At 42.0% G+C, this 26,049-nt stretch carries 17 protein-coding genes and 2 pseudogenes; 12 read left to right on the top strand and 7 right to left on the bottom strand.

Annotation, left to right across the window (positions count from 1 at the left end; translation table 11 throughout):
• A complete protein-coding gene (hemW, locus tag V7K48_RS20570) occupies positions 1 to 1,182 on the bottom strand; it encodes a radical SAM family heme chaperone HemW (protein ID WP_335075064.1) in 1,182 nt (393 codons plus the stop codon).
• A gap of 251 nt (positions 1,183 to 1,433) precedes the next feature.
• Here hemW and V7K48_RS20565 point away from each other — a divergent pair, with 251 nt between their 5' ends.
• Together V7K48_RS20565 and V7K48_RS20560 are read left to right on the top strand one after the other, a co-directional pair.
• Positions 1,434 to 2,510 carry a PIN/TRAM domain-containing protein gene (locus V7K48_RS20565; RefSeq protein ID WP_334970085.1) on the top strand — a complete coding sequence of 359 codons (1,077 nt, stop codon included), beginning with the start codon at positions 1,434 to 1,436 and terminating at the stop codon, positions 2,508 to 2,510.
• Between the two features lie 387 nt (positions 2,511 to 2,897).
• On the top strand, positions 2,898 to 3,191 hold the full coding sequence (locus V7K48_RS20560; RefSeq protein ID WP_335075063.1) for a hypothetical protein: 294 nt from the start codon (positions 2,898 to 2,900) through the stop codon (positions 3,189 to 3,191).
• A 417-nt stretch (positions 3,192 to 3,608) separates the two neighbouring features.
• Here V7K48_RS20560 and gloA2 read toward each other — a convergent pair whose 3' ends face one another.
• Positions 3,609 to 3,995 carry an SMU1112c/YaeR family gloxylase I-like metalloprotein gene (gene gloA2, locus V7K48_RS20555; RefSeq protein WP_335075062.1) on the bottom strand — a complete coding sequence of 129 codons (387 nt, stop codon included), beginning with the start codon at positions 3,993 to 3,995 and terminating at the stop codon, positions 3,609 to 3,611.
• 152 nt (positions 3,996 to 4,147) lie between these two features.
• Between gloA2 and V7K48_RS20550 the strand changes: the two are divergent.
• The 3 genes and pseudogenes from V7K48_RS20550 to V7K48_RS20540 all read left to right on the top strand — a co-directional run.
• Positions 4,148 to 4,327: pseudogene (locus tag V7K48_RS20550) on the top strand (hypothetical protein); the annotation flags it as partial.
• A 211-nt stretch (positions 4,328 to 4,538) separates the two neighbouring features.
• Entirely contained in the window at positions 4,539 to 5,996 is a 1,458-nt protein-coding gene (locus V7K48_RS20545; protein WP_335075061.1) for a flavin monoamine oxidase family protein, read from the top strand.
• 392 nt (positions 5,997 to 6,388) lie between these two features.
• Complete coding sequence (locus V7K48_RS20540; RefSeq protein ID WP_335075060.1) at positions 6,389 to 7,552, top strand: LLM class flavin-dependent oxidoreductase; 1,164 nt, start codon at positions 6,389 to 6,391, stop codon at positions 7,550 to 7,552.
• A 71-nt stretch (positions 7,553 to 7,623) separates the two neighbouring features.
• Here the strand turns inward: V7K48_RS20540 and V7K48_RS20535 are convergent, their stop codons facing one another.
• Positions 7,624 to 13,476 (bottom strand): ATP-binding sensor histidine kinase, encoded by a 5,853-nt coding sequence (locus V7K48_RS20535; protein WP_335075059.1) that lies wholly within the window; start codon positions 13,474 to 13,476, stop codon positions 7,624 to 7,626.
• Positions 13,477 to 14,072: 596 nt separating this feature from the next.
• Here V7K48_RS20535 and V7K48_RS20530 point away from each other — a divergent pair.
• The 3 genes from V7K48_RS20530 to V7K48_RS20520 all read left to right on the top strand — a co-directional run bounded on the left by V7K48_RS20530 (position 14,073) and on the right by V7K48_RS20520 (position 17,132).
• A complete protein-coding gene (locus V7K48_RS20530) occupies positions 14,073 to 14,627 on the top strand; it encodes a hemerythrin HHE cation-binding protein (RefSeq protein ID WP_335075058.1) in 555 nt (184 codons plus the stop codon).
• Positions 14,628 to 15,380: 753 nt separating this feature from the next.
• Complete coding sequence (locus tag V7K48_RS20525) at positions 15,381 to 16,175, top strand: peroxiredoxin-like family protein (RefSeq protein WP_335075057.1); 795 nt, start codon at positions 15,381 to 15,383, stop codon at positions 16,173 to 16,175.
• Positions 16,176 to 16,529: 354 nt separating this feature from the next.
• Positions 16,530 to 17,132 (top strand): glutathione S-transferase family protein, encoded by a 603-nt coding sequence (locus V7K48_RS20520; RefSeq protein ID WP_335075056.1) that lies wholly within the window; start codon positions 16,530 to 16,532, stop codon positions 17,130 to 17,132.
• A gap of 307 nt (positions 17,133 to 17,439) precedes the next feature.
• On the opposite strand, the gene V7K48_RS20515 is transcribed toward V7K48_RS20520, so the two are convergent.
• Both V7K48_RS20515 and V7K48_RS20510 read right to left on the bottom strand, forming a co-directional pair.
• The gene (locus V7K48_RS20515) at positions 17,440 to 17,685 is read right to left on the bottom strand and encodes an aldo/keto reductase (RefSeq protein WP_335075055.1); all 246 of its coding nucleotides are present in this window, start codon (positions 17,683 to 17,685) and stop codon (positions 17,440 to 17,442) included.
• Entirely contained in the window at positions 17,682 to 18,749 is a 1,068-nt protein-coding gene (locus V7K48_RS20510) for an aldo/keto reductase (protein WP_335075054.1), read from the bottom strand. The genes V7K48_RS20515 and V7K48_RS20510 overlap by 4 nt, the downstream gene beginning before the upstream one ends.
• Positions 18,750 to 18,871: 122 nt before the next feature.
• Here V7K48_RS20510 and V7K48_RS20505 point away from each other — a divergent pair, with 122 nt between their 5' ends.
• Complete coding sequence (locus V7K48_RS20505; RefSeq protein ID WP_335075053.1) at positions 18,872 to 19,780, top strand: LysR family transcriptional regulator; 909 nt, start codon at positions 18,872 to 18,874, stop codon at positions 19,778 to 19,780.
• Positions 19,781 to 19,875: 95 nt separating this feature from the next.
• Here V7K48_RS20505 and V7K48_RS35095 read toward each other — a convergent pair.
• Together V7K48_RS35095 and V7K48_RS20495 are read right to left on the bottom strand one after the other, a co-directional pair.
• Positions 19,876 to 19,968: pseudogene (locus V7K48_RS35095) on the bottom strand (pentapeptide repeat-containing protein); the annotation flags it as partial.
• A 239-nt stretch (positions 19,969 to 20,207) separates the two neighbouring features.
• Positions 20,208 to 21,230, bottom strand: a complete 1,023-nt coding sequence (locus V7K48_RS20495; RefSeq protein ID WP_335075051.1) for a tRNA-dihydrouridine synthase family protein — start codon at positions 21,228 to 21,230, stop codon at positions 20,208 to 20,210.
• A gap of 487 nt (positions 21,231 to 21,717) precedes the next feature.
• On the opposite strand from V7K48_RS20495, the gene V7K48_RS20490 reads away from it, so the two are divergent.
• From V7K48_RS20490 to V7K48_RS20480, 3 genes are all read left to right on the top strand, one after another.
• Positions 21,718 to 22,905, top strand: a complete 1,188-nt coding sequence (locus V7K48_RS20490; RefSeq protein WP_335075050.1) for an L-dopachrome tautomerase-related protein — start codon at positions 21,718 to 21,720, stop codon at positions 22,903 to 22,905.
• Positions 22,906 to 23,661: 756 nt separating this feature from the next.
• Complete coding sequence (locus tag V7K48_RS20485; protein ID WP_335075049.1) at positions 23,662 to 24,834, top strand: tetratricopeptide repeat protein; 1,173 nt, start codon at positions 23,662 to 23,664, stop codon at positions 24,832 to 24,834.
• A 649-nt stretch (positions 24,835 to 25,483) separates the two neighbouring features.
• Entirely contained in the window at positions 25,484 to 25,975 is a 492-nt protein-coding gene (locus tag V7K48_RS20480; protein WP_335075048.1) for a hypothetical protein, read from the top strand.
• Positions 25,976 to 26,049: the final 74 nt, after the last annotated feature.

The raw sequence follows: 26,049 nt of genomic DNA, 5'->3' as shown, positions 1-26,049 counted from the left end.
TCACCCCAACTTTTCAAACAACTCCGCCAACACCACATTAGAAAACAAAAACCCTTGGGGATCAATCAAACGCAATCTTCCCTCTAAAACTTCTACCCAACCTTTATCAAAATACGATCGCAAACACCTACAAATCTCCTCTACCTTCTCTTCCCCAAATGCTTCCGCCAACGCCACCAAACTCAAACCCTCTGCCAAACGCAACCCCAACATTAGCGTTTCTAACAATACTTCTTTTGGGGGTGTCACATTACAATCAATCACACCGCCAGCTTCCACCCACTGGTAATACTCCCTAGTTTTACGCGGACGAGTGAAGCGCTTCCCCTCAACATAACTCGCTGCACCCATCCCAAAGCCATAGTAAGGGCGGTTTTCCCAATACACTCGATTATGCCGACACTGATGACCAGGTTGGGCATAATTGGAAATTTCATAATGCTGATAACCTGCATCAGTCAAAACTTGCTGCCCCATTTGGTACATTTTGACTGTGGCTTCATCCGTAGGCATTGGAGTATCACCAGGTTTGTAGTAACGACCAAAGGCTGTACCTGGTTCGATGGTAAGATCATAGATAGATATGTGAGTGGGTAAAAGCGCCACCGCTTTTGTTAGGGAATCCTGCCATTGATCCAAAGACTGATGCGGCAACCCGGAAATTAAGTCTAAACTAAATTTGGGAACCTCGACTTGGTGGATTAGTTCCACAGCCGCAAAAATATCTTCAACTGAGTGCGATCGCCCCGCCCTTTGCAATAATTCTTCTTGAAAGGCTTGTACACCTAAACTTACCCGGTTCACGCCTGCACTGCGATAGCCTGATATATGTGCTAAATCAAAGGTGGCTGGGTCTATTTCCATAGAAATTTCTGCCCCAGGCGCAATACCAAAACGCTTCTCTAGCTCTCTGAGTATCCGTTGTAGCTGCTCTATTGATAGCAGCGAAGGAGTACCACCACCGAAGAAAATTGTCTTCAGGGGTTGACCAAATGCTGGTGTGATGGCAATTTCTTGACATAGCACCTCAACATATTGGCAGATAGTGCCAGATGTTTCGCCCCGCAAGCGATCGCCGACAACAGACACCGGGAAATCACAATAAAAACACCGCCGTCTGCAAAAGGGAATATGCACATAAGCAGAACTCGCAATTCCAGAAATACTAAATTTTTGACTCATTTTGAGAAAAGTTTTAAGTTAAACCTACTGCGAATTAGAGACAATGAAAATGAGTAGTTTATTTACAAGTTTTTGTCGTTTTACAACGAAACAATGAAAAATATTAAGATAAAAGGCTTTCGTTATAATAATTGCAGATATTGTCCTACTAAACCCTTAGTGTAAGTCAATATTGATGAGTTTATCTTACCGATGAAATAAAAAATACTTAACTCTATCGGTTACCACAGTTGTAGGAAAACAAGACAACCATGCTTGACGCCATTATCGTTTTCTCATTTATCCTAGCAGCGTCGGGAATAGGGTTCTACAGCATCGAACTACTACCCAATGGCACGCTAGATCAGGTAACAAATGTTGAAGCTTTACGCTTAGTTGTTGCCGTGTTTGCCGCTATTATTGGTGGTGCGATCGGGCTGAGTTTCCAGACGACATATCGTCGCCTAGAATCACAAGTCAAAGAAATGCCTCTGGAAGTGATCTTAACTCGTGCCATTGGCTTAGTGATTGGGCTATTACTAGCTAACCTGATGCTAGCCCCACTATTTTTGCTACCTATACCGGCGGATTTTGGATTTATTAAGCCACTGGTGGCAGTTGTCGGCAGTATTATCCTCTCCGTCACTGGGATGAATTTGGCAGATACCCACGGGCGAGGTTTATTGCGGTTCATTAATCCCAACACCGTCGAATCGATGGTTGTGGAAGGAACGCTAAAACCCGCCAATACCAAAGTTTTAGACACCAGTTGCATTATCGATGGTCGGATTGAAGCCTTACTAGAAACAGGGTTTTTAGAAGGGCAAATTCTTGTACCGCAGTTTGTCTTGCAAGAACTGCAACAAGTAGCGGATGCTAGCAAAGACCAAAAGCGTGTGCGGGGAAGGCGAGGACTAGAAATTCTCAACCGCATTAAGGAAGATTACCCCGATCGCATCCTGATTAATGCAGTTGACTATGAAGATATTCCTACAGTCGATGCGAAATTAGTGCGCTTCGCCCAAGAAATCAGCGGTACACTGCTAACCAACGACTACAACTTGTCTAAAGTTGCCAGCGTCCAGAAAGTACCTGTTTTGAATGTGAATGATTTAGTGAACGCCGTCCGTCCCAGTTATTTACCTGGTGACAACCTGGATTTGAAAATTCTCAAGGAAGGCAAAGAACCCAGTCAAGGCATCGGCTACCTAGATGACGGCACAATGGTAGTTGTTGAAGAAGGTAGTAGTTATGTGGGTGGTGAACTGCGAGTAGTAGTCACCAGTGCTTTACAAACTACAGCAGGACGAATGATTTTTGCCAAACCCCAAGCTTCAGCATTGGCGTGAGGGAAATATCAGGTGCAATTAAATATAAATTGTGCGATCGGTGTAGGTTGGCTGCACCGATTTTGTATAGGGTGAAATATCAAGAGGGTAATAAGTGGATTTTTGTTTGTTCTGAATGTTGGACTTCTGTCAGTGAAAACAACCCATTTTATGTTTACAGTGGAACTTGGAAAGCTCAGAAAAAGCGATAGGTGCTCAATTTATATCACTTTTACCTAGAATTCAAACTTGTTTTATATTTTTATTTAAGTCTCAGCCTTTTTTGTATACTTTCTCCACCAGTCAAACTCAATAGAAATTAAGAAATATAAATAATACTTGCTAGCCGAGCAACCATCTAAATTTAAAGTGTAATAATTATAAAAAATTTTCTCAGGAGAGGTAAATATGAGTTTTATAAAAATTGCTGGAATTTTTAAAACAATAGAAGAAAGTAACAATTTTTTACAAAGCTTACCACCTAGTGAATTTTATGCTGATTATATGTTCACAGTCAATCAAGATTTATTATTGGCATTAAAAAATAAAATGCTTATATTTGATATTCATGAAAATGAGCATATAATCGTAATTCAAGTAATAGGAAATAAACTACTTCAAATTCAAACTTTACTAAAAAAAGCGAAAGGTCGATACGTTACACCAGAAGAGCTAATTTCTTTGCCCATAGCAAATTTGTAATTAATCTGAATAATTGAGATTATAACTAACGTTCCTCGAATACCAATTGGTAACGTTGCTATTAAGACAAAATAATAATTTAGGTGAGTTACTGTTTGCATATAGAAATCACTCAGTTTTTTGGACTTATAATAAAACTGATATATTTGTGCCTATAAATTCGTTGCATCATGCTAAAAACGCTTTGATTAACTATCAAGGTGAACCTCGAAAATGTGAATCAGTAGGAAATAATTCTGTACGTTTTTGCAAGGTTTTAGTATTCTAAATTAGAGATGGATACGCTTATATGTCTAAATTATCAATAATTGGAACTTTACAGAGGTAAAAGATTTAACAAGTAGCTTTATGTCACTTAATTTAGCTCCTTATAGTATATTTTTTATCTTAAGTATAGAACAACCACTGTTTGTTAGGTTAATTCTCATAAATCTCCAATGGCAAGTTGTCTGGGTCTTTAAAGAAAGCAAATTTTTTACCTGTAATTTCATCAACTCTGATATTTTCTACCTCTAATCCTTTCGATTTTAAATAAAAAACAGTTTGCTCAACATCATCAACTTTAAAAGCAATATGCCTTAAACCACAAGCCTCTGGTTTACTAGCCCGTTCTGGAGGAGTTGGGAAAGAGAATAACTCTATTTGAGCATTTTCTCCAACTTGCAAATCTAATTTATAAGAATTTCTCTCGGCACGAAAAGTCTCTTGAATAATCGGAAAGCCTAAAACTTCTACATAAAATTTTTTGGAGCGTTGATAGTCAGAACAAATAATGGCTATATGATGAATACCAGTAGTTTTCATGTGTACTTCTCAAGCTACGAATCATTTATCTTTAGCACTTTTAGCAGAGTTTTGCTAGTTTTTGCAAGACAAGGGCTTTAGCAAAGTGCTAATCTTGAAAATGCAAACCTTGATGCCACCAGCCTTAAAGACGCTGACTTACTGTAGATCAGATCATAACTGCTACATTTTACTATGAAGCAATATACGACGATGATTTTCGTAAGGAGCTAAGTTCATCGAAAGGGGTTGGCTCAAGTGCAAAGGAAATTGTTGAATTGCTTCCTCCTGAGCTACTTCGCTTTTTGGTGCTGCGAACTCAGCCAAAGACGGTTATCAATTTTTCTCCCAATTAGGATTTAAGATGTTTCAAGGAACTAAAACCTTGGTTTTTAGGCTTTATAAAGTGAGCCTTCTGAGTTTCGCACTCCTGACTAGTCTAAACTCCAGAAATGAAGATGTTTGTTTTGTTTGAGTCGCTGGTGGATGAAAAAGTCGGAAAATAGCTGTAGTTTGTCATCGCCGGAAGTTAGCCTCAAAATTTCAAAGGAATAATAAAATAACATGACAAAAAGCTGGAATCGCCGTGAATTCTTATGGAGCATGAGCCAATCAGCCCTAGCATTACTCGTTACGGGTCGAGCATCTAGGCAAGTGATGGTGGCAAGTAAGCCTACGACCTCAGTGCTGGTTCTCGGTGCAGGTTTATCTGGGCTATATACGGCATTGTTGTTAGAAGCCAAGGGTTTGTCAGTGAGGGTTTTAGAGGCACGCGATCGCGTCGGTGGTCGCGTCCATACCTTGGATGATATCCCCGGTAAGCCAGAAGCAGGGGCACAATCTTTGAGCGAAAAATATCGGCGCTTGTTAGCACTGGCTGAACGCTTACAAGTCCCAACTGAGCCAAGGCTGGGCTTAGACAAGGAATCGCTGCTGTATATTAGAGGTCAAGCAGTACTGCAAAAAGACTGGGCTATTTCTGCTGCCAATCAGTTGGCAAAGAGCGAACGTTCTCTGCTTCCCCCAGAATTACTGAGTCATTACCTCCGCAAACACAATCCCCTAGAAAATGCGATGGCTTGGATCAAGCCGAAATATTCAGATCTAGATATTCCCCTAGATAAATATCTCCGCGCTCAAGGTGCCTCAAATGAAGCTTTACGGTTAATCAACTTTAATCCAGCTTCTCTGTTCAACAGTATAAATCATACATCTGCGCTATGGGCATTACGGAATGACCAGCGCGCCCAAACTCGCAGCCGACAACCAATGCATATTCAGAACGGTAACAGTCGTTTGCCGGAAAAGATGGCAGCCTCTCTCAAGTCTCCTGTACAGTTAAACAAAATCGTAGAGTCGATTCACTCTCAGGCAACAGGTGTAAAAGTTTACTGCTCAGATGGCTCGAAGTTCGATGCTGATTATACGGTGGTGACGTTGCCGTTTTCGGTGTTGCGCCAGGTAGAAATCACCCCGCCATTACCAAAGATACAGGCACAGGCAGTGCAGGAATTGCCCTACACAACAGTGACACAGATTCGCTTTCAGGTTGGTCATCCATTCTGGGAAACTGATGGCTATCCGCCGATGATGTGGACAGACTCACTACTTGAAAGTGTGTTACCGGTTCGAGATGAGCAAGGGCGGGTGGAAAGCTTAGTCTCCTGGGCAACTGGAACTAATGCCAAACAGTTGGATGGCATGAGTGCAGACGCATTAGCCAAATATGTTACCTCGGAAATGACGCGAATTCGTCCTGGAACAGAAGGAAAGGTCGAGATTCTGAGCGTTGTTTCTTGGGGACGTGATCGCTATGCTCTGGGTGCTTATTCTCACTTTGCACCCGGACAAATCCAGCGATTTCAAGACAAAATGTCTAAACCCTGGCAGCGAATTTTCTTTGCAGGGGAACATACTGCCATCGTATCTGGTGGAATGGAATCGGCACTAGAATCAGGAGAGCGAGTCAGCAACGAGATTTTGACTCGCATTGGTTTGCGCTCGTCCCAAGCATCATCATAAAAGTGTACAGCTTTATTTTGGTTTCAACCAAGTAAAAAAAAACCCATGAAGAAATTCAGGGGCTGGTATCCAGATAAAGATTACAGGAATACCTAACGCACACTTTTTTGCCTTTTTACTTAGTGGCTTTCTTACGCGATCGCATTCGTAGCTGTCTAATGAATTGTCGTTTCTGTCCCTTGACAAGAAAGCAGAGGGGCAGAGGAGCAGAGGAGAAAAAGGATTTTCGGTACAAGCCCCGTATATTGTGGGCGGTACAACTTTTCCTCTCAGCACGTTCCGCAACAAAAGTTGACAACGTGTCCCCTTCAGGCAGATACTTCGGCGGATACCCAAGAAGGCTGTAAAACACGATAAATTGGACTTGCCATTGAGATGAAAATCACAAACCAATGCTCACCGAACCTCTAAAATCTGTTGCGATCCGAACACCATTACGAAATGCTGAAGTTGCCTGGTTTGACGACCTTTGTGGGGGCGATACACAATATTTAGGTGTACTAGACGAAAAACGCCGGAGCAACTATGAGCACTGCCGAAACATCATGCTGACCGCCGAGCGAATGGGCTTTGGTAATATACTACTGCCGACCTCATACCTCGTTGGGCAGGAAGTGATTCCGTTTGCCTCTGCTATGGGCCCGCAAACCTTCAACATCAATATGCTGACGGCTTTACGGACAGGTGAAATTTTCCCTACCATGCTGGCGCGTCATATCGCTACCCTCGATCATATTCTCAAAGGCCGATTGACTATCAATATTATTAATTCCAATCTGCCTGGTGTAATAGAAAGTCCCGAACTGCGTTACAAACGATGCTGCGAAACTATTGACATCCTCAAACAAGCCTGGACTAAGGAAAGTATTGATTTTGGAGGTGAAATCTATCAAGTCAAACTTGATACCACAGACCCAGTGAAGCCCTATCAGCAAAATGGCGGACCACTGCTATATTTTGGTGGCATTTCAGAGGGTTCAAAAGAAGTGTGTGCCAAATATTGTGATGTCTACCTGATGTGGCCAGAACCAGAAGAAAGCATTTACGCAACCATGCAGGACATGAGTTTTAGAGCCGCCAAATATGGTCGTCAGATTGACTTTGGTTTCCGTGTTCATGTTATTGTGCGCTCAACAGAAGAAGAAGCCCGTGCCTGGGCACAGAATATTATGTCAAAATTTGATCCAGCTGGCTTCAACCTTAAAGAACGTACACAAGACCACAAATCTTTGGGTGTTTTACGCCAAGATGAGATCCGGGCAAAATCCATATCAGATTACTTAGAGCCTCTGTTGTGGGGTGGTATTGGTCGGGCGCGATCTGGCTGTGGGGCGGCATTGGTTGGTACGCCAGAGCAAATTCTTTGGAAGATAAATCGTTATATGGATATGGGAATCAGGGCGTTCATCTTGTCAGGTTATCCTCTGATTGAAGAGTGTGAACTGTTTGGAAATCACGTTTTGCCACACCTGTCAACAGTCAAATTATCAATGATTCAGGGACGTACACCTGCATCCGGGCCTGTGACTCCCTTGACCACGGCAGTACTGCGGTAGGGTAGATATGGCAATGGCAGAGATGACGAGATTACCCCCGCAAAGTTTGAGGAGATAACAATAGTACTAGTTTAAGTCCCGCTATCAGTAATGGGAATATAAATTACAAATTCTGTTCCTTTTCCCAAAACAGAATTAACTTTAATTTTGCCCCCATGTATTTCTTCCACAATTTGCCGTGCGATCGCTAGTCCTAATCCTGTGCCTTTCCCTACTCCTTTCGTAGTAAATAAATGGTCAAATATGCGTGCCTTGATATCTTCGCTGATTCCTGTGCCATTATCAGCAATTGATATTTTTAAGGTATGATTTTCAACGGCAGTTCTTACTATAATTTGGTGAGGATTTAGTTTTAGATACTCAAAACTCCGACCTATACTTGACTCATCTAAAGCATCAATGGCATTAGCTAGAATATTCATAAATACCTGATTTAATTGTCCGGGAAAGCACTTGACTAACTGTAAATTATCAAACTCAGTTACAACTGGAATTTCTGGACGTTGCTCATTCGCTTTGAGGCGATGTTTAAGAATTAAAATTGTACTATCAATGCCTTCATTTATGTTAAATGGCACTTTATAATCTTTATCGGCACGGGAGAAAGTTCTTAAGCTGGTGCTGATATTTTCTAATCTCTCACAAGCTATCACCATTGCATTGATCATCTTCGGTAAGTCTTCTAAGCTATAATCTAAGTCAATTTCTTCAGCATGGTCAAGAATTTCCTCTTGGGGATTAGGTAAAGATTTTTGATATAGTTTCATGTGTTCGGTAATATCAGCCAAAGTGGGTTTAGCTTGTTTGAGACTGGCTGAAATAAAACCGAGAGGATTGTTCATTTCATGAGCTACCCCAGCAACTAAGTTACCCAGTGCAGACATTTTTTCATGTTGTATCATTTGCATTTGGGCTTGTTGTAGTTCTTGGAGAGCATTTTCCAGTTCTTGAGATTTTTGCTCAATGGCAACTTCAGCAAGTTTACGATCGCTAATATCAATTAGCATTCCATCCCATACCATTTCACCATCCTCTTTGCGTTCTGGCTGGGAAGCCGCTTTTACCCACTTGATGTTCCCATTGGGTGTAACAATACGCCACTCATGTCGAAATGGGGTAAGATTTTGTGCTGACTCGACAACTGCCCGAAAAGCCTCTGCTTGATCGTCGGGGTGTTCAAAATCACGCAGGCTGTATTTCCCAGACTTGAGATCCTCTGCTGGGACTTCGTAAAGAGTTTGACACCCAGAACTGACGTAGGGTACTGAAGCTGAACCATCAGCTTTTATCCGGATTTGATAAATTAAACCAGGAACATTATCTGCTAGTTTCTGAAAGCGGGCTTCACTAAACCGTAATTTTTCTAAAGATTGTTCTAACTGTTGAGCATAAATTTGTGAATCTTGATAAAGACGGGCATTTTCTAGAGAAATGGCGGCTTGGGTACAAAGGAAATTGAGGATGAGGATGCGATTACTCGTAAACACAGTACTGGTGAAGCGATTCTTCAAATACAAAATCCCAATTAAATGTCCTTGATTGAGAATTGGCAAGCACAGTAAACTTTTTGGTTGTCGTTGACTTAAATACTCATCAATTACAGGTAAATTAGTTTTGAGTTCGTCAATTACCACAACTTTTTGGGTATTTTTGACGTACCGGATCAACTTGAGAGGTAAGTTGGGATTACCCTCTAGGGGTTCGGAACACAGTTTTGTGGTTTCGGGTGTGGCAATGGCTCTGACATGCCATTCGCCTTGACTATTAGGCAAGATTAAGGCACAGCGATCGCCCCCGGAATGTTGCAGAATAATCTGAGTCAGTTGGTATAGCAGTTCATCGAGTTGAATTGTGCCGGAGAGACTTTGAGAGGCTTTGAGGATGGCAGCAAAATCAAGGGCAATATTGATGTTAGCGCTAGAAGAACGGCTCAAATCAGTGGAGCTATGAACCGAAAGCTGAGTAGGGTTCTTCGATAGCGTTTCCAGGACATTCAGAGGTTGTACTCCCTGCTGGAGAATAACATGCAGTAAATCAGGATAGTGATTTTCCAGATCTTTAGTTTTGGCTTTTGCGCCCCAACGAGCGTAACAGTAGTATGCCTCCTGCATATAACCTGCCGCCACTTTCTGTTTGCCCCAACTTAGGTAAAATTTAGCTGCCAGTTCATTGCTAAGTGCTTCTTCTTGCACATAACCGTGTGTTTTGGCTTGGGCAATAGCCAAATCATAATGTTCCATCGCCTCAGCAAATTGACCAAGCACTCGATAGCGTTCTGCTGCCACAAGTTGGCAACGATGTTGATGATTGAATGGGGCATGAGTAGCCCAAGTTTGTAGTTTTTCTTGATGGGCATTGATTCGCTCTAAAATGGCTGATTGTTCTTGAGCGTTAGCATCAGTGTAGCGTGCTAGATGAATTAAAGCATCATAAAAAACTCGCACAACTACGACGAAATAGCCAGTTACAGCATTGCTATACTCTTCTGCTAAGGCTGCTTGTTGTGAGGCTATTTCGTATTCTCCGAACAAATAACAGAGAACAGCTTGATTGAGATGAAGATAGAATAACCCCGTGCGATTGCTGGCAGCTTGTAAGCTGGGCAAAATTTGAGCAGCATTAAAGACTTTGCCCTGTAAACAATAAGGAACTTCCGCTTCTCCTAATAAATTGAGAATCGCTTGCTGGTAACATTCATGATATTTTAACGTTGCTTCTTGTTTGACCTGGCTGATGACTTGCCGATAAGTCTCCATTTCCTCAGCCAAATCATTTAATTCTTGACCACTCCAATAGCTACATTGACTATATGCCACTAAGTTCAACGCCACGCATACCAAATCTCCGGTTTCTAAGCCACTCTGATAAGCTTCTAGCAAAAATGGGATACTGTGATTTAATGGTTCTTTCCAATGCCGAATAAAGCTGTTGACAATAAAGTAAGCTCTGCTTTTAAAAGTGTTAATCTGGTGTTGTTCTAGTAACTTTAACGAAAGTTGTCCAAACTCATACCCAGCATCAATATCTCCAATAAAACCACAAAGAGTCACTCCGTAGTCTGCATAAGAAAAGATAGCAATAGATGAATTGCCAAACTGGATAGCCATCTCTACTTGTTTAGATGTAAGTAGTGGTAACAGTGTCGGTTTACCAATGTATGCAGAGGACACCAGTGTAGTCATTATTTGCATGGCTGCCAGTTGATGTGGATCGCTCATTACAGGTAAATCTAGCAAGCTTATGGGTGCGCGCCCCATCCATAGTTGCCTTGTATGTTGGGCTGCTGCGTTAATATCTGCCATAGTTGGCTGTTCAGGAAATTCTACACCGAGTAATTTCAATACTTGCAACCCAGTCTCAACTACTTTGGCAAATTGACCTTGAGACCGGAATGCCATCATTCGGGTTTCATAGACTTTAATAGTATCCAGCAAAGAAGTAGCAGATTGCAACACAACGTCACCCCATGCTGCTAGCTTGTCAAAGTCTGTATTTAGGCAGGCAGCTTCTAAACGCTCATTATGCAGATTCAGGGTTAGTTTGTAATGTTCTGTCCAGGCATCAGAGGGCAGTAAGTCAATACCTTGGGTGCAACATTTGACAGCAGCACTATAGGCGATCGCTGCTTTGGCTTTGCGTCCCGCCAGCAAATTCAGTTGGACTAACTCCAGTTTTTTGTCAGGCTGAGTTATCAAATCAATGCCTATATTCAGATGATTGACAATTTCAAAAATATATGTTTCTTGTTGATTTACAGGTGTATTAGCGTGCAATAATTGACCGATTGCCAAATGAGTAGCTTGTTTTTGGTCTTTGGGAATTAAACAATAAGCAGCTTGTTGGACGCGATCATGCAGAAAGCGATAAGCAACATTTTTGATATTGTTAGTATTAACTTCTTGCTCATGGCTGAGATAAAACTTATAAACTTGACTTTGCGGTAAAATCAATCCTTCCTGCAAAGCCTTCCACAAAGCATCTGCCGCTTCCTGTGGCGACTGTTGTGAAACAATTGCCAAAGTAGTTAAATTAAAAGAGTTACCAATACAAGCAGCTAACTTCAGAACATTTTGCGTTTGCTGGGGCAACTTCTGTAACTGAGTAGCCATAAATTCCACCACATCATCAGTCACAGATAGCGCATTGACTTCAGTAAAATCACATTCCCAATAACCTTGCTGGTGATGAAATTTAATTTTTTTATCTTCGTATAAAGCCTTGAGAAACTGAGTGATAAAAAAGGGATTGCCTTTAGTTTTGCGATTAATTAATTCTGTTAGGGGATGTGATATCTGTGTCGGACAATGTAAAGTATCAGCCACTAACTGATTGGTATCACTCAAGTCAAGGGGGGCAAGAGTAATAATATTAACAGTCTTACCAGCTTTCTTGAGTTCCTCCACTTTCAACATAAATGGATGTGTGGCTGACACTTCATTATCTCGATAAGCACCTAATAAAAGAAGATATTTTTGATTTGCCATCAGCAGTTTAATTAACTGTAGTGAAGCCAAATCTGCCCACTGTAAATCATCTAGAAACATCACCAGTGGATGTTCGCTTGTAGTGAAGACAGCAATAAAGTTTTGAAAGAGCAAATTAAACCGATTTTGTACCGCCGTTCCCGATAATTCTGGTGCAGGCAGTTGTTTACCAATTACCTGTTCTAATTCTGGAATTACTTCAATCAAAACTTGCCCATTGTCTCCAACAACTTGAACAATTTGATTGCGCCACTCTACCAATTGTACGTCTGATTCTGACAACAATTGCGCTATTAAGTCGCGTAAAGCTTGCACAAAGGCGGATAAGGGAATATTACGATTGAATTGGTCAAACTTACCTTTAATGAAATAACCCTGCTGACGGGTAATTGGTTTGTGGACTTCATTCACCACAGCAGTTTTACCAATCCCGGAAAATCCCGCTACTAGCATGATTTCTGATGTGCCGTGAGTCACACGCTCAAATGCTTGTAATAAGCTAGCTACTTCTGCTTCTCTGCCATATAATTTTTCCGGGATGAGGAAGTGATCGCAGACATCCCACTGACCGATTTCAAAATCTCTAATTTCTCCTGTATCTTGGAGTTGGGCTAGACAAAGTTCTAAATCATGCTTTAATCCCAATGCACTTTGATATCTATCTTCAGCGTTTTTCGCCATTAACTTCATGACAATATCCCATAAGACTTTTGGTATTTCTTTGCATCTGCTTTCTAGCTGCTGTGGCATTTTTGTCAGATGATAATGTACCAACTGCATCGGGTTATCACAATTAAATGGTAACTCTTTGGTTAATATTTCATATAATGTTACACCCAGAGAATAATAATCGCTGCGGTAGTCGATGCCACGGTTCATTCTGCCTGTTTGTTCTGGGGAAATATAGGCGAGAGTTCCTTCTAAAATATTTGGATTTTTAATTTCTTGGGTTTCTTTAGGTAGTAATGAAGCAATACTAAAGTCAATGAGTTGAATTTGTTTTTTTTTTGGATGAATCAGAATATTTGCTGGTTTAATATCTTTATGAATAACGCGATTTTCGTGTAAATCGTGGAGAATGCAGACTAGTTGAATAGCAATATTCAAAACTTCTACTAAGGATATATTCGAGTTTTTAATGTATTCTCCTAAAGAAATTTCTCCGGGATCTGCCATCACCAAGATGTAGCCATTGCCATAGATTTCTAGCGATAAGGGATGAATAATTCCAGCAATATTGAGATTTTTACTGATTGTATACTGATGGCGAAATTGCAGTAATTCGTTAAAACTGGGATACTCTGAGGTCAGAAGTTTAATAACGACTGGAAGTTGGTCTGATTGGCGGATAGCTCGATATACATTGGTTCTGGAGCCAGCGTACAGTTGAAAGTTAATTTGATATCCTGGAATCATGGGGATAGAGTTCACAGTCGCCATCTATATACCTTATGACAGAATTTGGTTTTCCTTACTGACATTAGTATTCCCATCAACTTGATGTTGGATAACGCTATCGAGAGTAATTAATAGTGGGACTTAGACAAAAAACACCTACAAAAGAGCCTCAAATCTATATATAGAAAGACTTTGACATCGTTTTGCTTAGTTTATTGATATATCTGGTTTTGGGGCATTTTTGAGTATTTGGTGTATTTTCCTTACCCTGTATGGGTTTGAGGCTTGTTTATTCCTAAAAAATGTTTAAGTCCCATTAAATCCTTTGCCAGCAAGCTTTTTGAGATTAACAGCAAAAGTCAGGTCACCTTGAGCTTCGGCATACAAAATTCCAAACCATGCTGATGGCTATTCCTTTTGTAGCGCTTGGGTTGGCCAACTATTTAACATGAAGCTGTAAATTTTCAGATAGTTGCTCAAATATAAAAATCGAGACTACTGTTTATACTAAACATACCTACCAAACTTGATATAAATCTTTCTGAGGAGGGACGGACTTACTCAAACCTCACGAGAATATGGAAAAAGTGAGTTTGCTTGTGATAACCGATAAAACCTGTAGTCTGGAGTTAATAATAATGGCTAATGTGACAAATATAGCAACTAAGCTTGCTGATCTAAAGCTTTTTCAGAATGTTCTGTTGGAAACTGAGCAAAAGTTAATAGCACAGACGGACGACAATACGATTTGCGAGCGGCTCGAAGGAATGATAAAGAGCGATCGCGAAAATCTCGGCATCATCGAAGCAGCTATTTCTAGATACGGCAACGCAGCAGAACCTCGCGACATTACTCAACAACATGCCCAGAAGGTAAGCCAAATGATGAGCGGCTCTGAGCTAACTCTGTATGACAAGTACTTACAGCTTGAGTTGCTAAAGCATCAACAGACAATGACCGGGCTGGTTCTACACAAGGTTGCCCAGTCCTTGAATGATGACCTTCAAGATTTGATGGAACCGCTCAACCGAGTTAATTTTGAAAATCGCGCTCACCAAGAGATTCTTAAAGGCGTTCTTTACTTCGTCGGAACGCGAGAGATAGCTGGTAAGGAACCTGACATGGGTCTGTGGGCTAGCATTGAACAGGGAATTGCAGCCCTTAAGGGTGCTGTAAGCAGCGCGGTAAGCTAGTAGCAATGAGTGGCAGAGGGCGCGTCATTCATGGGAGCGTAATAGATTCAGATGATTTATGCTACATTGAAGCATACTTTTTAAGAGTGAATCATCTCTAACTCAGTGGTGTATTTGGTTGTTGGTCAGTGGAGAGTACCTTGGAGTTTTCATGTATGGAGAGGAAAAGGTACTTCTTCTTTTGCACAGTTGTGATTAAAGTTGGGTCTTTTGTTTACCTAAAAAATTAACCAAGCACTTCCAAGTGATCATCCTCGTAGATACAGCCAAAGGCAAATGTAGAATTTCTACACGGTGTCTGAAAGCTGAAGTACCACGTCATTGCGGGTATCGCTTGTACTCATAAATTAACTTCGGGGTATTGCGTTTCTCAACTACATAAGCGAGGACAATAACTGCACCTTCGAGGTTTAAAGTTTCCTGTTTATGTATCTTGGTACTATTTTAAACGTGATGATGGTAAGTATGAAAGGCTAATAAATGTGCAGGATATTTCAAGCGAAAACTCCCTAAAGCGAGGTGCTTTTAAGCAGAGGTTTGAAATAGGAGACTCTGTAATGTTTATCTTTTGCTTCATTACCTAATACTTGTGCTGGCACTTCACCTTGTTTTACTTCCGGGGCATCAATTCCATAAAGCTCAATATCGCTCTTTTAGCACTGATCTGGATTACGAAATAATGTAATTTTTATAGTAAGAGTTTCGCGTTTTCAAGCGTGACATTCGGATCTGAATACTGTTGCCCTTACCTGCATGAATACTCAAACACGTTCCAATTTTCCAGATATTTACTCTATTTTGAGTCAAACTCAACGCTTGCGAGTTAGTGATGGAGAGATTAAACCCGTTTTAGATGGTTGCTCGAATAGTTCAAAGTTGCTCGTACTTATTTGGTCACAGTTAGGAGATTTTGATAATTTAGAATACGCCTGGTGGCTGCAAAGAGAAAAAGAACAAATCGAAGCAAGAGGAATCACAATTCGCGCTATCGCAATTGGAAACCGCAATTCTGGTATCAAGTTTTGTGAATATACAGGATTTCCTCAAGAATGTTTGTTTATGGATACAATAGCTGAAATACACGCTTTTTTAGGGCTTTATCGCGGTTTATCTCTACAATTTCCTATACTATCAACGTCACAAAAAGCTTGGCTGAACTTAATGCTAATGTGTGCTGGGATTGGTAGTCCGGGAACTCTAAAGGAAGTTTTTCGAGGTTATAAAGGTGATAAAAAAGCTCCTCAGTTAATTGCTGATGAGGAAGTTGTGAAGGGTACACCTTTACCACCAATGAAAGGTTCATTTTTCAAAGCTGCTGGAGGAAAAGGCTTTCAACGTCCTTTTGAACTAGCAACTCTGCGTCTGAGAAATATGACCGAAGTTTTGAGCAACTGGAATACTTATGTACCAGATTCATCTTATTTAACACAACGGGGAGGAACCTTTCTATTTGATTCAGAAGGTAAATTAATTTATGAACATTGTGATCGCAGTATTCTTGGTTTTGCAGAAAATATGAGCAATCCTTTATCTTTTTTGTATAAATAATTCATTGTTATAGAAAAACAAGTACGGACTGCAACGAACTCAATATAAAGGGTAATGCTGATGAGGGTTATCCTATCTATACTCTTCCATTTCTCTTGCCAAGGACACCCCTCACTCATGGGCAAGGGTGAGTATTGGGATCGCGATCGCATTACACATTTAAACATAGAAATTCCTCTAACTGAAATTATATCGTCGAATTAATTTTTGACAGCGTAAATGTGAGCAATAGTAACGTCTTTAGCTTTTGCCTCCTTCTAGTATTGCTATTATCTCTCTATCGACCAATACCCTCATTCTTCAATCAAAGCTACACTACCTTTGAAAATTGCCAATATTCTGGAGTAGCAGCACATGATTGATCTGTACACCTTCACCACGCCCAATGGACGCAAAGCTTCCGTCATGTTGGAAGAAGTCAAATTGCCCTACAATGTGCACAAAATTGACATTACTACTCAACAGCAATTTACACCTGAATATGTCGCCATCAATCCCAATAGTAAAATTCCTGCCATTGTTGACCAAGAGACTAAGATTAAAGTTTTTGAATCCGGCGCAATTCTGATTTACTTAGCCGAAAAAACAGGCAAACTCTTACCAATTGACCAAAAAAGCCGTTTTCAAGTCCTAGAGTGGCTGATGTTCCAAATGGGAGGAGTCGGGCCAATGTTTGGACAACTTAACCACTTTAAACGCTTTGCATCCGAAAAAATTCCCTACGCCATCGAACGTTACGAAAAGGAAACTTTACGTATTTATGGTGTCCTAAATAAACAACTACAAGACAATGAATTTATCTGTAGTGACTATTCTATTGCTGATATTGCTACTTATCCGTGGATAGCGATTTATGAATTTCAGGGTTTAACACTCGACAACTACCCAAATCTCAAACGCTGGGTGGACATGATGCAGCAACGTCCGGCTGTGCAACACGGAATGCAAGTCCCTTAAATATAGGAGGAGGGATGAGTCAACAATGGGGATGATCAATTATTAAATGAGCCAACCCATTCTCATTACTGAGAGGAGCAATGCGATGCTGTGATCTATTATGGGTAAGCTTAAGAGGCTCTTAAGGCAGGGGGGAATGGTACGCTTGATAAGCACAAATTCTTGATATTATTGGTTTTGGGGTTGCAGGTATTGGGGTGTGAGGCATGAAGAAGAGCATTGCTCAGCGCATTACTCTTATCAAGCGTTTGAAGCTGTTCGAGAGTGAGGTGAATCTCTAGCGAGGATAGATTACCGTGCAGTTTACTCAACCTTGCTCGCGCAGGCTGCGATCGCAGACGTAACCGCCAATTAGTTCTTCGCTGCAACCCTTTGCATACACATCGGTGGTGTCGAGAAAGTTGCCGCCAGCCTCGACGTAAGCGTGGAAGATGGACTCAGACTCCTCGTCGAGCGAACCCCATTGCGAGTTTCCGAAGGTCATCGTTCCGAGGGCGATCGGGCTAACAATCAAGCCAGAACGACCGAGGGTACGGAAAGTAGTGAGGTTCATGCAGTTTCTCTTCTAACTGGAATAACGGTGCGTGAATTTTTCAACTGCTGAACTCTGGCTTGGCTCCAAAAGTCTAGCATCCAACCAGGGTACTCCGCAGGAATTTGGCTGACTTGATCTAGCGATCGCAGTTCCTCCTCGGAGAGAAGAATGTTGATCGCGCCCAAATTGTCCGTTAGCTGCTCAATCCGTTTGGTTCCGAGGATGACACTCGTGACGCGGGGCTGATGCAATAGCCAGGCAATGGCGAGTTGTGCCACAGAAACCTGTTTGTGTTGAGCCATCTGTTTCAAGACATCAATGATGTTGTAGGCGCGATCCATCTCCACAGGCGGAAACTTAAATGTAGTGCGGCGGCTTCCTTCATGCTCCTGCTGCTCTCGATTATATTTACCGCTCAACAGTCCTCCAGCTAGAGGACTCCAGACCAGCAGACCGAGGTCTTCGCTACTCAGCATTGGCACGATCTCACGTTCCAAGTCCCGACCTGCGATCGAGTAATAAGCCTGAAGCGAAGCAAACTTTGCCAGGTTGTGCAGGTTGGAGATGCCGAATGCCTTTGCAATCTGCCAAGCCGCCCAGTTTGAAACCCCGATGTAGCGAACCAGTCCCTGTCTGACCAGATCGTTCAAGGCTCCGAGGGTTTCCTCAATCGGAGTGGCAGGATCAAACCCGTGGAGCTGATACAGATCGATGTAATCTAATTGCAGCCGTTCAAGGCTTGCCTTTGCGCCATCGAGAATATGACTGCGTGAAGATCCTTGCTGATTCGGCTTTGAACCCATGTTGCCAAATACTTTGGTCGCTACGATCACCTCATCACGCTTTGTCCCCAAATTCTTCAAAGCCTGCCCGGTGATCCGCTCGGAATCACCCTCTGAGTAAATATCGGCGGTGTCGATCAGGTTGATGCCCGCCTCAAATGCCCACGCAAGCAAGGTATCTGCTTCTGTCTGCTGCACCTTGCCGATAACACTTGTGGGTCCTCTGCCTCCGAAGGTCATGGTACCGAAGCATAGTTCCGATACGAAAAGTCCTGTAGATCCCAGTTTGTTGTAGCGCATTATATAGTTCCGAATAAGTGCGTATTGCGATTTTTAACACTGACTGAACTTCAACAATAGATCGAATACGATTTCTTGACTAGATGGCATAATCAGAATGAACTAATGAAAAATATGCAGTAATGAAGCGTGATCAACTGAACGACTTAGCCGCATTCGTCGTAGTTGCCGACGAGATGAGCTTTACGCGCGCCGCCGCGAAGCTGGGCATGTCTGCCTCTGCCTTGAGCCATGCGATGCGATCGCTTGAAGACCGTCTGGAATTACGATTGCTAGCGCGAACGACTCGGAAAGTCTCAACGACCGAGGCAGGTGAGCGACTCTTAAGAACGTTGCGGCCTGCCTTTGAGGATATCAGCGCCGAACTGACTGCGTTGAGTGAACTGCGAGACAAACCTGCTGGGACAGTACGGATTACTACGTTTAAACACGCTGCGACTTCGATCCTGTGTCCCATGCTGCCTGGTTTTCTCAAAACCTACCCCGATGTCCGCGTTGAGATCGCGATCAATGAAGGATTGGCTGACATTGTTTCGAGCCGCTACGATGCGGGCATCCGATTCGGCGAGAAGATTGCCAAAGATATGATTTCAGTGCGAATCAGCTCAGAGGTGCGCTGGGCAACGGTTGGGTCGCCTGCCTATTTCGCCCACCACCCGATCCCAAAGACTCCCCAAGACCTTGCCGAACATTGCTGCATCAACTATCGATACACAACTTCTGGAGGTCTTTATCTGTGGGAGTTTGAGCAAGATGGGCGATCGTTTCAGGTCAGAGTTGATGGATCGCTTATCTTTAATGACAGCGATCTGATTCTAGCAGCAGCATTGGCAGGACAAGGAATTGGGTATCTCTTTGAGGATCAGATTGTCGAGCTTGTTGCCGAGGGTCGGTTAATTCAAGTGTTGGCAGAGTGGTGCCCTCAAGCTCCGGGTTACTATCTTTACCACCCAAACCGTCGCCAGATTCCACCCGCATTAGCTGCGCTGATTGATACGCTGCGGATTAGATCAGACAACAAGCAATATTAAGGCTGGAAAACTAACTGAAGTTACCCACATAAGGATTGCCAGAATTCTGCTGTAGAATCCATTTAAGATAAGCGATCGCTTGGCGGTAGCACTTGGCTAGCTTTTCTAAAATCCGTACTTTTTAGTGTGCCAGCAGTGAAATTAGCATCAGTTAAATTAGCACTGCGAAAGCTTGTACCACTAAAAGCAGGCAAAGGCAAAATAGTAAGCTTTAGCAGGCAGCTTTTGACCATCAATATTTTGCCCTTTGAACTCAACTGCCATAGCAGGCTTGCTTAGTATCAACAGGACTGGCAAGACTAAGCCGAACATTTTCATTGGTTTGTTAACAAACGCTGTTTATCAAACTATTTCCAACTTTAAAACATAAATTTCTGTTGCGGGACAGTTTTAACACTCATTCATCGGGCAATCTGGTTCGTTATAGTTACATGCCTGAATATGGTGCTAGGGCTAAAGTTTTTGTACTATCAGAAAGGAGAACGCGATCGCAGAGGTTAAACAGTTCGATCTCAGTCTGTGTTTGTCGCATCAGCCGTAGGAAATGACCTTCAGTATCAACCAAGAGGGCAATGTAGTTGAGGAACATTTTCAGGTAGCCAACGCGCGATCGCTCTGGCATATTTGCTGCGGTTGGGGTTTGCCATAAACGATCAATATAGTTGCGTACCTCTACTGCATAAACAGGCGTGATCGTCTCGAAGCGCAAAGCCTGCCGGATTTGACTAAAAATCCAAGGATTGCCAATTGCCCAGCGTCCCACCATTACACCTGCTGCGCCCGTTTGAGAAAGCACTTTCAGAGCAGCAAAAGCAGAGTGAATATTGCCATTGGCAAGCACTGGACAATGGACTCGTCTAACTGCTTCAGTAATCAAATCATATTTCACTGAAGAGTGGTACATATCTTTCACTGTGCGACCATGTAAACTCAACAAATCAATACTGTGGCGATTGATTATATCTAGAATTTCGTAAAGAGTGTCTGTATTTTCAAAGCCTAGCCGCATCTTCACGGTCAAAGGTCGATCATTGACTGCCTGCCGTAGTTCTGCCAATATCCGATCTACTTTTTCTGGATATAGCAGCAATCCACCCCCAACATTTTTGCGATAGATTCTCGGTGCTGGACAGCCCATGTTCAAATCAACTCCAGCGATATTATAACGGCACAGATCAATTGCTGTTCTTACTAAATCGGGAATGCTTTCGCCAATCATTTGAGCAAAAACAGGGCGACCTGTGTCGTTTTCGGTAATTGCTGCTAGAATGCTACGATTGAGCCGTGAGGTATCATTGACGCGAAAATACTCCGTGAAAAAGTAGTCAGGGCTGCCGTAGTGGGCAATCACCTTCATAAACCAGAGGTTTGTCACATCCTGCATGGGTGCAAGAGCGGTGAGGGGTAGGCATGGATAGAGCGGTTGGGGGAGCGATACTTGGGACGACATGGAAATTCCTAGCGTTTGACAAAGCATCACTCTATCAAAAAATTGTTATTAATTCGTCATTCAGATGAAAGCTCATGGAGAAGCATTTCAGCCAAATCCTCGACGTTAAAGTTAGGTTTGGACAACTATAGAGGCAATGGTGAGTGCTAAATTGCAGTTTTACTCTTTTCTCTTGGTAACAGAGGGGTCGGAGGAGAAGTTAACATAGCACTTATCAAACTTACGTTAATATGATTGAACTTGCTATTACCTTTAGTTGGCAAAGAATCCAGTATGTAAAGTTTGCCAGTAGGTAGTTGTTGAAAATTGCTGTCAAAAGGAATTACTGTTTAAATGTGAGCCAAGTGTCAGAGCTAGCTTTTTTCTAGTCTGATCATTTAATCTCTACTGTATTTTGTAAAAAAGAAATTAATTGAATCTGTCGTTTGTTAGAGTTCAAGAAATTAGTAATTTTTTAATATGATCAAGTGGTGTTAGAGGCAAAAAGTTGTTGAGAACGCAAAAAGTACTTCTTGGGTTGTTAGTTGGTTGTGCGATCGCACTGGCTTATTATATGATGCCATCACTTGCGGCAAAAAGTAGTGGAAATTTACCGCAAGCAAAGACGATTGGCAATATAGAGCAAGTTGCTGCTTTTAATGGTCCAATGCTAACAGGAGTAAGCGTATCTAAAAGTGGGCGTATTTTTGTCAACTTTCCCCGGTGGGGCGATTCAGTAAACTTTACAGTTGCAGAGATCAAGAATGGTCGTGCTGTAGCCTACCCAAATGCCCAAATCAATCAAGTTAACAGCGGCGAACAGTCAAAATCATTAGTTTCTGTTCAAAGTGTTGTTGTTGATCCACAAGACCGTCTTTGGATTCTCGATACTGGAAGCATCGAATTTGCACCAACTTCCTACGGTGGTCCAAAACTCATTGGTGTTGACCTCAAGCAAAATCGGATCTTTAAAACTATCCTTTTTCCCCAAGAAGTAGCTTTACCAACCACATATTTGAATGATGTGCGCTTTGACTTGCGACGGGGTGAAGCAGGTATAGCGTTTATTACTGACTCATCTGATAAAGGTGCCAATGGTATCATTGTTGTTGATTTAGCCAGTGGTAAAAGTTGGCGACGGCTGAATGATCATCCTTCTACTAAGGCAGAGCCAAATTTTTTGCCTAGTGTTGAAGGTCAACCGTTGATGAGCCGACCACTTAACCAACCCCCCAGTTATATTAAGTTAGGTTCAGATGGCATTGCTATCAGTGCAGATGGAAAGCGTCTATTTTATTGTCCTCTAGCTAGCCGTAAACTCTACAGCGTTAGCGTTGATGCACTTTCCAATCAACAAATGAGTGATGCACAGGTTGCAGCAACAGTCGAAGATCATGGTGATAAGGGCGGGGGTTCTGATGGACTTGAATCGGATGCTCTAAACCGAGTATATCTGACGAACTATGAGCAAAACGCTATTTTTCGCCGTAACGAACGAGGGATGATTGAACCCCTAATTCATGACCCACGTGTTCTTTGGCCGGATACTCTCTCAGTTGCAAAAGATGGTTATCTTTACTTCACAGCTAATCAGCTACATCGTCAAGCCAGATATCACCAAGGAAAAGACCTACGCCAGAAACCTTACAGTCTGTTCCGTACTCGAATTGATGCCCAACCAGTTGCTTTAAGATAAACTAGCAGTGATTTCCATATTGCTCTGAGAGTGCTTTTAACTCAATACAGTTCAGTTAAGAAATTCATTAGAGTCGGGGGAGCTTTGGAAGTAATAAAGTAACCAATAATTAACTGTACGTTCGCTCATTTTCGAGATCAGGGAGGGGGTTAAGTTTTGCACTTGTGCAAAGCAAACGCATCATGTCAAAAATAGCAATATATTCTCAATTGAACTTTTTAACAATACAATGCGCCTGCATAATTTATCGCTATTACTACAAAGAAAGACTTTATCCTAAAATTATTTTATCTGCTGCCATCAGAGTTGATAAAGGAATGGCATTAAGATAAGCCCAAAGTCTTGTGTAGCCTAGTCCCCAGCCTTTAGGCTGGGAATGTATTCTGAGAGGTGCCTCTAGTCAAGAAAGAGGAGGTGGAGCCTCTAAGGATGGGTTAAGAGCCTAAAGACAACGTTTAAAAGTTGAGACAGCAGGAGCAATCGCTCGTTGTCTGGGAGGAAGTTTTTATAACCAAGCAACAGTTTTCCGAAATCGCCAGCACCCAAGTGGTAGTAATTATCAGAGTGCTGAATTAAGTAAGTCGGTGCAATAAAACCAAACGGTGTAAAGAAAAGTAAATAAGGCTTAAACTCTTTCTTCCTCTGCTCCCAGCAAGAACTGTCTTATCCCAACAATAATTATTTCCGCCGAGCTATTTATAACTAACCTTTATAAATAATGAGGGGAATATAGCTCCACAAAAGGAGAGCGATACTGTGTCTTTAGAAATTCAACCAGATCAAGACAAGGTTTGGTTTAACTTGGGCGTTGAACTTTTAAATAAAAGATGTTTCGATGAGGCTCTGGAAGCATTTGAACGAGCCAACGAACTAAAGCCTGGTAACTATGAAGTCTGGGTAAATCAGGGGTACGTGCTGTCAAATTTGGGTCGCTTTGATGAGGCTCTGGCTGCCTGCGATCAAGCACTGGTATTCCAACCCAACTTTCATGGCGCTTGGTGCAATAGAGGTATTGCTTTAAGGCTTTTAGGACGTAACTTGGAAGCACTCGAAGCGTTTGAACAAGCCTTAAAACTCATGCCTGATTTACATGAAGCTTGGGAAAACCGAGGTTTGACGTTATTAACCTTAGAACGTTTTGAAGAGGCGCTTGCTAATTTAGACAATGCTGTAAAATTAAAATCTGATGACTCTAACGCTTGGTATTTTCGCAGCGATGCTTTATTGAAATTAGAACGCTATGAAGATGCTCTTGCTAGCATCGAGCAATCCCTTAAACTGAAAGCCGACTTCAGTGCAGCATGGAACATACGGGGGTTTGCATTGGATGAATTGGGACGCTATGATCAAGCAATAGCTTCTTATGATAAAGCAATTGAATTTCAAAAAGAAAACTTTGAAGCTTGGTATAACCGAGGTTTGACGTTATTAACCTTAGAACGCTTTGAAGAGGCGATCGCCTCCAATGAACGTGCGATTGAATTTCAGGATGATTTTCCGCAAGCTTGGTGTAACCTGGGTTTTTCCTTAATGAATTTGGGGCGTTTTGAAGAGGCACTGGCTAGCTTCGACCGATCCCTTAAATTTCAAAGAGATTTACCTCAAGCCTGGTATAACCGAGCTAATACGCTGTTAAGTCTCAAACGCTTTGAAGAGGCTCTCACCAGCTATGATAAATATGACCAAGTTTGTCCAGACGACTCCGACACTTTTTATGGGAAGGCTTGCTGTTATGCTCAATTGCTTCATATAGAGCAAGCAGTCTTTAACCTGCAACAAGCGATCAATCTGAGTCCTAACCAATACCAAGATATGGCGAAAACTGACTCAGATTTTGATAATATTCGTTCAGATGAACAATTTCAGGCGTTGATTAAGTCGTTGTCAGATGCGAATTTCGGCAGATTAGGCAATACATTTGCGCTTTAAAAAATGTTCTTGTGGTAGTGATAGCGATCGCACAAGTCAAGCCATCCACTCAGTCCACTGTGGCACATCTGTCACCAGTTGAGCAAACAAGTCTTGTTCAAAATCCTCAAATTTCAGCTAGAGTTATTTTCCAATCATTCAACTTTAGGTGAGTTCTGGACGGCTTTGGCGTGAATGATAGACACGTAGGCATAGCCTGCCTTCTCTACAATATGCTACGCGACCAGTTAGTAGCAATTGCCCAAAACCACAAGTTAATCATGCCCCTGTGACAGCTAAGGAACCCCCAAAACCAATCTGACTTTTCACGGTAAGTCCTCAAACCACGAAACAGCGTGGCTTTTTCCACAGTCTAATTCTCAATAACTCTAAGTTAATGAAAATAGGTAACGTAAAAGTTAGGGTTTGAGAAACCCTCAAAATAACCTTTTCCACATCCCGTGAAAAGTCAGCAAAACCAATTACCTATACTTAGGGAATTGTAGCTGCTGTCTAGATCAAGAAACAGCCTAGCAATTAGCTGCCTGCTTTCAAAGCTATTACTTGTGGCACATTCTAATGTGGCACAACCAACTGAAATTTCACTGGAATTTTTTCAGTAGAATATGTATATATCACTACTAATTTAAAAGCCTGTTGGAGGGCTACTATGAAATACTGTCGCCCCCGACTTCAGTTTCGCGGCGGCTGGTTGTTGGCTATACTTACCGTCATCACAGCTACCCCTGTAATAGCAGAGACAGGAAATTTTGGCACTTTAAATTTATCAACAAACTTTGATCCAGCACAAGGAAGAGTGCAGGGGTTTACAGGTGGTTCTTACTCATTGTCTGCCATAAGTAACCGCGATCACGATCAAAAAGCCTGTATTGGCTTTGCCGATCCTACTCCAGATCATATTATGGTTTTGGAAAAGGACTTTTCCCAGCTGACAATACAAGTCGATAGCAACAACAACGATACCACTTTACTCATCCAAGGCCCAGATCAAACGACAATTCGTTGCGGCGATGACACTGGCAAAAGTAAAGATGCTAGCGTTAGCGATCGCAACTGGAAAAGTGGCACCTATCGGATTTGGGTGGGTACATTTAATCCTGGGGTCAAGCATGACTATACTCTGACGGTGGAGCAGCGGTAATGGGGAGTGCTAAGTTAGTATTTATACTATTCTTAATGAATATATACAGAATAAAACACTTGAAATTCCATGCC

The organism is Nostoc sp. (assembly GCF_036919615.1).
Lineage (GTDB): Bacteria > Cyanobacteriota > Cyanobacteriia > Cyanobacteriales > Nostocaceae > Nostoc.
Note: the sequence above shows the minus strand (reverse complement) of the source record. Positions and strands in the feature narration are given on the sequence as shown.